Consider the following 6,961-nt stretch of genomic DNA (forward strand, 5'->3'; position numbering starts at 1 on the left):
ACAACCGATTTCGCCCCCATTTGGGCATAAAGCAAGGCTGCCGCCCAGCAAAAAATATTTGCTAGTGCGACAGTCCCTTTTTTAATATGTCCAGCCATCCTGATAAGCCATATAGAGGAGAACACCAAGGCTTACCATACAGATTGCAAGAAACAAAAACCAGTTCTGGCTATCCAGCATGGAACCGCTCATTAAAAATATGATCCCCATTATGAAAGCAAATACTTTTCTTAATATGTTTCTCATATAGATTCCTCCTTAGTAGTAGAGCCTATTTAAAAGGCATCTCATCAATCATCCACTGTGGGATGATGACAGGTTTATATCTTTCTTCCGAAAATTCAGGACGTTCATATCCTGGATCAAGGATATTGATCTCTCCGCTTTCCTGGACATAAACCCCTAATGTGTAGACTTTTTTATCCTCAGTTTCATATTTGTAAGGTCTAATCTTTCCTTTTACTTCCACATTCATTCCCTCAAAGAGTGTTTGTTTAACGAAAAGCGACTTATCTCCAAAAACACGGACACGAATGTAATCGAATATATCTTCTTTAAAGATTCTTTTTACCTTTACAGTAAAGCTGGCATATAACTGTCTCTTTCCCTTATCCTTTGATTCACTGTAATAAGGGTCACGTACCAGTTTTCCTGTTATAACAGCAATATTGAATCCAACTTCTTCATCTGGACAAAACTGCAATATCTCTGCCATTGTGATTATCCTTTCTCTACCTTATGAATGATATTCTGTATAGCTTCCATTTGCATGTCCGTAGCAAACAAAGTTTCTGCACAATGTAAAAGCTCTTTTTTTGCCAGATCCATCTGAGGGGTTTCCTCTTTTTTGTAGAGTATTTGATGTTCCAGACTTGCCCAGCAGTCCATGGCAACAGTACGGATCTGAATTTCCACAGGAATCATCTGTCCGTTAGGTCCATTGGAAGTCATAACAGGAACATGGACGATCATATGAAGGCTGCGGTAACCGTTATCTTTTGGATTTGTAATATAATCAATCTCTTCCTGAATCTCATAACAATTTCGAATCCTTGAAGCAATATCATATACATCTCCAATAAAATGTACTACGATACGCACCCCTATAAGGTCAGTCAGATGGTTCAGGGCATTGTCTACCGTAGCATTTAGCTGTTTAGACCAAAGCTTATTCGCAATGCTGTCATTTTCCTTAACACGGCTGCAGTAATGCTCAATAGCACCTGTTTCGCCAATGTCTTTTAAAAGCTTTTTGACAAAGATTCTTCTTGTATTATGTAATACCGAAATTTGCTGTTTATTAAATAAAGCCATTATTTTCCCTCCAAATGATGTTCTTTTTCGAATGCTATCAGTTTATCGATTGCTTCATCAAAAGCCTTATCCGTATTGACATTCTTCGCAATACTGTTTAAAGCACCTGCTTCCTTTGTTAGCTTCTGAAGTGTCAGCCATTTGTTGTAATCTTCTGTTGATAGATTGTAATGACCGGCCTCACAAGAAATAGCTTCTCCTGGAAAATCGTAAATTTTCCTGCATTTTTCACACTGATACCTCACAACTGTTTTCATATTTTTTCCTCCTTAGATATTAAGAAATTAAGTACATAGATTTTGGACAATATTGTTTTTTTCTCCTATGTTCAGAAAATTTATTGTCATGTTTAATATGTAATTTCAGGATTTTGGTAGCGAAAAAAGTGACAGACTGGATAAAAAATGACATATTAAAGAAAAAGGAGATGTAAAAATGAACGGATTGATAATTGGTGGAATTTTTCTTTGTGCATTTGTCGTATTTATCTATGCGCTGCTGATGGGAAAATCAGAAATGGAAACAGAATATGACAAAAAGAAAAATGATGAGGAACAAATGCAATTCATCAAAAAATATAATGACTCTCATATACATTAGAAAAAGCCGCCCTTAAAGGCGGCTTTAGATCAATCATTGAGTTTACTTAAAATAACTTTTTTAGAATCCCTTGTTTCCGGCATCTCTATAATTCTCTGATTCTCAGATCCACGGAAATTAAGATTAATATTTTTCTTTTCTTCAATGAAGCGACCATCCACAAGGATGTCGATCATATCTAAAATCTTATCTGTATATTCCGTATACCGACATCCACCAGGTATCAGATCACGATCGTAGGTATATCCGGTATATATCCAGATCGTTTTATCAGGGAATTCCTGCTTTACCCTCTGTATTAGATTTAATACCTCAGGTTGATTACGCATCTCAAATGGCTCTCCTCCAAGAATTGTAAGACCTTCATAATAAGGCTTAGACAATTCAGCTATAATGAATTCTTCAATCTCTGGAGTAAAAGGCTTACCATAATGAAAGTCCCATGTTTCTGGCTGGAAACATCCTTTACAATGATTGAGGCATCCGGAAACAAAAACAGACAATCTTATACCTGTTCCATTTGCGGCATCTGCGCAAATAATTTCTGCAATATTCATAAATTTTCCTCCTAATAAGGAGGCTGAAAATTCAGCCTCCAATGATTATTTTTTGTTGAAAGCATGATACTGAATAGATTTGCTGACATTACATGGCATAGACAGGTGCATGACACGGTCTTTTATTTCCTGAGTACGTCCCTGATTCCAAAACTGGGTTCCTATGTATCCACAGGTTCTTCTGGCTACAGACATCTTATTCTGATCCCTGTTGCCACAGTTCGGGCATTCCCAGATGAGTTTTCCAGATTCATCCTCTACAATCTGGATTTCGCCATCGTATCCACATACTTCGCAGTAATCGCTTTTCGTATTCAGTTCAGCATACATAATGTTGTTGTAGATGAACTTTATAAGGGATAATACTGCAGGGATGTTGTTCTGGAGATTTGGTACTTCTACATAACTGATCGCGCCTCCAGGTGAAAGCTTCTGGAATTCGGATTCAAACTTGAGCTTACTGAAAGCATCAATCTCTTCCGTTACATGTACATGGTAACTGTTTGTGATATAATTCTTATCCGTTACTCCCGGAATAAAACCAAAACGTTTCTGCAGGCATTTTGCAAATTTGTAAGTAGTCGATTCCATTGGAGTCCCATATACCGAATATCCAATATTCTCAGCTTTTCTCCATTCTTTACACTTATCATTCAGTTTCTGCATGACAGAAAGTGCAAAATCTTTAGCTTCTGGATCCGTATGGGAATGTCCTGTCATGCGGACGCACATTTCATACAGACCGGCATAGCCAAGGGAGATTGTAGAATATCCGCCGTAAAGAAGCTTGTCAATGGTCTCTCCTTTTTCCAGCCGTGCAATCGCTCCATTCTGCCACAGAATAGGTGCTACATCTGACTTTGTATGAAGCAGACGTTCGTGACGGTAACGAAGGGCTTTATGACACAATTCCAGTCTTTCATCAAGAATCTTCCAGAATTTATCCATATCTCCATAAGAGGAGCATGCCACATCCACAAGGTTGATCGTCACAACACCCTGGTTAAACCTGCCGTAGAATTTACGGCTTCCATCAGGATTGCGGATGCCATCTTCCACTGTAAGGAATGATCTGCAGCCCATGCACGGATAGACTTCCCTATTTTTAATCTCCTTCATTATCTTTGCAGAGATATAATCAGGAACCATCCTTTTGGCTGTACATTTTGCTGCCAGTTCTGTCAGGTACCAGTATTTAGAATCTTCATGTATATTATCCTCATCCAGGATGTACAGAAGCTTTGGGAAAGCCGGTGTTACCCATACTCCTTTTTCATTCTTTACGCCCTGAATACGCTGTCTTAATACTTCTTCAATAATAAGTGCCAGATCATCACGGGTCTGTCCTTCCGGAACCTCATCCAGGTACATAAAGATAGATACAAAAGGAGCCTGCCCATTTGTGGTCATTAATGTGACCAGCTGATACTGGATCGTTTGAATGCCAGATTTGATTTCTTCCTTCAACCGTTTATGAACGATCTTAGCAATCTGCTTGTCGGTTGCAGAAAGTCCGCTTTCAGCAAGTTCTTCTTTTACCTTCTGTGTGATTTTCTTTCTTGACACATCAACAAAAGGAGCCAGATCTGAAAGGGTTATTGTTTGACCTCCATATTGATTGCTTGCAACCTGGGCAACAATCTGTGTTGCAACATTACAGCCGGTATAAAAGCTTTTCGGGGTCTCAATCTTTGTTTCACTGATAACGGTTTCATTTTCAAACATGTCTTTGAGATTGACCAGACAGCAGTTATACATTTTCTGGGCAAAGTAATCTGAATCGTGAAAGTGGATGATACCTTCCTTATGAGCTTTAACGACATCTTCTGGAAGCAGCACCCTCATGGTGAGATCCTTACTTACCTCTCCTGCCATATAATCTCTCTGCGTAGAGTTAACCGTAGGATTTTTATTGGAATTCTCCTGTTTGATCTCTTCATTGGAAAGATTGATCAGGGATAAAATTCCATCGTCGGTAGTATTGGATTTTCTTGCCAGCTCACGATTATGGCGATATCTTACATATTTCTGTGCTACTTCATAACCACGCATTTCCATGATGGCAATTTCTACCATATCCTGGATATCTTCTACAGATACAGCATGGGAAGCCGCAAATATCTTCTCCGAAACATTTTGAGTCACTGCTTCAATCTGGTACGTACTGAGTTGATGGATAAGTTCAACTTCCTTGTTTGCAGCAGAAACAGCATTATATATCTTCTGCTTATTAAATTCTGCCTCTTCTCCATTTCTTTTAATAACTACAAGTTTCTTCATAAATTTTTCTCCTTTCTTCAAAAGATTATGGGTTCATTCTTAATATGTCATTTTTGAGTTTACACACCATTTTTTTAGAAATTTTCAGGAAATACATATTAAAGGTGATAGCAAATTTATTGAAGAAAGGAGAACAAACTTAATACGCTATCTAATACATTTTAGGAGGAAAATTTTATGGAACGATTAAGCATGGAAGAAATCTTTGATTGTAAAATTTTATACAAGGAGGAACTGTTATGGTTAAATACATTAAACATGTAAAAGTATATTCTTTTGCGGAACTTTCAGAAGATGCAAAAGAAGAAGCAAAACGCTGGTATATGAACGATGAAACCCGGAGTGAAGATCTTACTTCAGATTTTGAAAGTGATATTGACTGCATTTTCCCAAACAGTGACCTAAATGTACAGTGGTCATTGAACTCTTGCCAAGGAGATGGTGTCAACATTTATGGTTCGTTAAATTTGGAGGACATTTTAACGCTTCCGGGAAGTGGACGTGCTCTGGAATTTGACTGGAGCCAAGGCTATCTGTCAGAAAAAGAAATCCTAACTATGAGATTCTATATGTCTGCATACAGGGATTCCGTTGATATTCCAATAAACAGGAGATACACATATTGTATGGCTGATAGTCTTGATCTATCGGAAGACTTCCGATATGAACTGGAAAATATGGAATTCAGAAATATTAAAATTGATGTCCTTGAAAAGGTTGAAAAGCTGGTAAAGCAAATATTCCATCAGCTTTGCATGCAGTTTGAAAAAGCCGGATATACGTATCTTTATGAGATATCTGATGAGGAAATGGAAGAATGCTGCAGTGCAAATGAATATTATTTTTACGAAGATGGTTCCTGGTTCCATGACACCGGTATGGAAGCGGATAATACAGAAAAGCCGGAAGAACTGAAAGAATATTGGGACAATGATGGCTGCTTATATCGCAATCTGGACAGAGACTGTTCTTGTGATTCTTTTGAAGAAGAAATTGAAGGACCTGTGGGACGGTATGAGGTGATTTTTGATTACATGGAAAATCGCTACTACTGTTTCATTGACGCTGTAAGCCTGGAGGCCGCAATGTTCACGTTTTTTAAGTACCATCCTCATATCACTTACGATATGATTGTGGACCATATGGAAATCTAAGGAGGAAAATTTCTGCGCTCTGTAAATATTAAATAGGAGGAAATTTATATGGCAAAATTTGCAATTCGAATTAAAGAAACACTGGCTCGTACAGTGATTGTGGACTCTGATGATTTGGATGAGGCTATGCAGAAAGTTGAAAATGCAGTTTCAGAGAATAATATCATCTTAACATCAGATGATTTTGATGAACGAGAGATTTTTCCGGCTGCATGGTCAAAAAATGGCAAAGTACCGGAAAATAAAGATGTAAGCTTTTATGAACATCTTTATGAGACTACATGTATCTATTATCTGTATCGTGATGCTGATAATTATAAAAAAATCAACAGAATTATTGTTCCTGGACGATATACTGATGATCAGATAAATGAAATCATAAGCAGTCTTTCGGAAGGACAATGGTTTATCCCATCAATGGTTGGATTTCCAGAAGAAAAGATTGATGATAAAGAGACGGATGCTGATCATCCCTGGTTTGAGTTGGAGGCTTCTGATTTTGAGCCTTCAAACGAAAAACCAGATATTGATAAGTCTCCGGAAGAAATTGTAGCTCTTTTCAAGTCAATGAAAGGACATTGGGAAGAAGGTGCTCTTTTATGCTAATTTATGCTTGTCGCAGATGTCACTGGATTGGAATAGATCCTCCTCTTGGTTGTTATAATAGAGATACAGAATATTGTCCAAGATGTCATTCATCTAACGACTTATATATCGTACACCAAGATGATACATTTTCCAGCGATGATCTGGAAAAGCTTTGGGAAATATTCGGAGAAGTTTCAATTAATGATGATGACAAGATTGAGGATTATTTTCTTGATTTTCCGGTCGGAACAGACCGCTTTGAGATTTGGCATTGGTTTGATGAAAAATACCCGGAAGGGGTTGCAAAATTATCAGGCTGTGCCTAATAGATAGCATATTAATCAAAAAACCCACCGCTTTGGCGATGGGTTTTCTAATTCAACATAAAAAAAGAGAGCGTTTCAAGTTTTGTGTAAACAGAAAAAACTGATATAAGATATGTCATTAGTTATCGAGGACAGAACCTGT

10 protein-coding genes are annotated in these 6,961 nt (G+C 37.7%); 4 read left to right on the plus strand and 6 right to left on the minus strand.

What is annotated here, in order from left to right; genetic code table 11:
- Positions 1–81: 81 nt before the first annotated feature.
- From AB5916_RS17115 to AB5916_RS17130, 4 genes are read right to left on the minus strand one after another with little or no spacing between them, the layout of a single operon-like run.
- Entirely contained in the window at positions 82–246 is a 165-nt protein-coding gene (locus AB5916_RS17115; protein WP_368192054.1) for a hypothetical protein, read from the minus strand.
- 25 nt (positions 247–271) lie between these two features.
- Positions 272–715 carry a single-stranded DNA-binding protein gene (locus AB5916_RS17120; protein ID WP_368192056.1) on the minus strand — a complete coding sequence of 148 codons (444 nt, stop codon included), beginning with the start codon at positions 713–715 and terminating at the stop codon, positions 272–274.
- Positions 716–720: 5 nt separating this feature from the next.
- Entirely contained in the window at positions 721–1,314 is a 594-nt protein-coding gene (locus AB5916_RS17125; RefSeq protein ID WP_368192058.1) for a GTP pyrophosphokinase family protein, read from the minus strand.
- Positions 1,314–1,571, minus strand: a complete 258-nt coding sequence (locus tag AB5916_RS17130; protein WP_368192059.1) for a hypothetical protein — start codon at positions 1,569–1,571, stop codon at positions 1,314–1,316. The genes AB5916_RS17125 and AB5916_RS17130 overlap by 1 nt, the downstream gene beginning before the upstream one ends.
- 178 nt (positions 1,572–1,749) lie before the next feature.
- Between AB5916_RS17130 and AB5916_RS17135 the strand changes: the two genes are divergently transcribed.
- On the plus strand, positions 1,750–1,914 hold the full coding sequence (locus AB5916_RS17135; protein WP_368192061.1) for a hypothetical protein: 165 nt from the start codon (positions 1,750–1,752) through the stop codon (positions 1,912–1,914).
- A gap of 29 nt (positions 1,915–1,943) precedes the next feature.
- Here AB5916_RS17135 and nrdG read toward each other — a convergent pair whose 3' ends face one another.
- Both nrdG and nrdD read right to left on the minus strand, forming a co-directional pair.
- Entirely contained in the window at positions 1,944–2,471 is a 528-nt protein-coding gene (gene nrdG / locus AB5916_RS17140; protein ID WP_368192063.1) for an anaerobic ribonucleoside-triphosphate reductase activating protein, read from the minus strand.
- Between the two features lie 45 nt (positions 2,472–2,516).
- Positions 2,517–4,751 (minus strand): anaerobic ribonucleoside-triphosphate reductase, encoded by a 2,235-nt coding sequence (nrdD, locus tag AB5916_RS17145; protein ID WP_368192065.1) that lies wholly within the window; start codon positions 4,749–4,751, stop codon positions 2,517–2,519.
- Between the two features lie 239 nt (positions 4,752–4,990).
- Here nrdD and AB5916_RS17150 point away from each other — a divergent pair, with 239 nt between their 5' ends.
- Genes AB5916_RS17150 through AB5916_RS17160 form a run of 3 tightly spaced genes read left to right on the plus strand, consistent with a single transcriptional unit; the run spans position 4,991 to position 6,819 of the window.
- Complete coding sequence (locus AB5916_RS17150) at positions 4,991–5,905, plus strand: hypothetical protein (protein ID WP_368192067.1); 915 nt, start codon at positions 4,991–4,993, stop codon at positions 5,903–5,905.
- 48 nt (positions 5,906–5,953) lie between these two features.
- Positions 5,954–6,511 (plus strand): DpnD/PcfM family protein, encoded by a 558-nt coding sequence (locus tag AB5916_RS17155; protein WP_368192068.1) that lies wholly within the window; start codon positions 5,954–5,956, stop codon positions 6,509–6,511.
- Entirely contained in the window at positions 6,505–6,819 is a 315-nt protein-coding gene (locus tag AB5916_RS17160) for a hypothetical protein (protein WP_368192070.1), read from the plus strand. Before AB5916_RS17155 ends, AB5916_RS17160 begins: the two co-directional genes overlap by 7 nt.
- Positions 6,820–6,961: the final 142 nt, after the last annotated feature.

Origin of the sequence: Blautia sp. 1033sp1_1033st1_G9_1033SCRN_220408 (genome assembly GCF_040929965.1) — a bacterium.
In the GTDB taxonomy this organism is placed as follows: Bacteria; Bacillota; Clostridia; order Lachnospirales; family Lachnospiraceae; genus Blautia_A; species Blautia_A ammoniilytica.